This window comes from Yersinia sp. 1252 StPb PI, from assembly GCF_048593885.1.
In the GTDB taxonomy this organism is placed as follows: domain Bacteria; phylum Pseudomonadota; class Gammaproteobacteria; order Enterobacterales; family Enterobacteriaceae; genus Yersinia; species Yersinia enterocolitica_E.
Map to the genome: position 1 here is coordinate 1 of NZ_JAZGQE010000411.1, position 970 is coordinate 970.

The following is a 970-nucleotide window of genomic DNA, read 5'->3' on the forward strand; positions in this document are numbered from 1 at the left end:
ATGAATTTCCTTTTTTATGCTTTAAAGTTGAACTTAGCGTGTTAATTTGCCGACTATTTCTATAAAACATAAAATCAGTTTCAAAACTGTATTGCTGCACTCCTCCACTAAATTTTATAATTCTCGTCGTCGGTTTGTCATAACGCCTATATTGCATATCACTGATTGCCGTACTAAAAGTAAAATCTCCATAAGGCACTGAATAAAATAATGAATACTCTTGTTTATAGCGTTTTTTAGCGTTTTCCAATGTGCGACTAACATTAAAATTAACGAAATCAGACCAGCCTAATGGGCTATCCCAAGACAAGGAAGTGTTTGCTTTCCATTCATCCACTTTTTTATAACCATAATTATTAACTGACGCGGTTACACTCCAGGGTTTAACATCAGTGTTATTAATCCGAATAATAGACATTCCTTCTACACTACCCGGCAACACATCTAACTTCACTTTATTTGATCGTAATCGGTTAGCTTGATCGATCGCTTGTTCTATATTAGAGAGTTTTAGTGGCTTACCCTCTACATTGGGGAAAAGAAATTTATGATTAACCCTTCTATCTCCCCCCTCTATACGCTCGACTACCCCTTCATTTATATTTAACCCCAATTCACCTTTGCTATTCCGTGGTAAGAAACTGACACGAGCAGCAACATAACCTTTAGTCAAATAGGTATTGGTTATATTTCTTGCCAACTGGTTAGCATCATCTATAGTTATACATCTGTCTGGCAAATACTCAGGATTTTCAAATTGATCATCGATAAACAGCGTATTTCCACGGAAATAAAAACCAGTAATGTTTAGACATTCATCTTCCACTACTAATGTATTTTCAGATGCATGGTTTTGGTGAAAATTATTGCTATTTGTTGATGATTCATTTAACTCATTAGCATATAGGCCGTGGCTAAATATAAAAATATAAATAGAAAAATATTTCCACATAATTGTGAACCTCACTAA

1 protein-coding gene is annotated in these 970 nt (G+C 34.4%); it reads right to left on the reverse strand.

Features of this window, described 5'->3' with window-relative positions:
* On the reverse strand, positions 1-952 hold a 952-nt coding region (locus tag V2A85_RS23960; RefSeq protein ID WP_420072590.1), incomplete at its 3' end, for a ShlB/FhaC/HecB family hemolysin secretion/activation protein.
* Between the last annotated feature and the right edge of the window lie 18 nt (positions 953-970).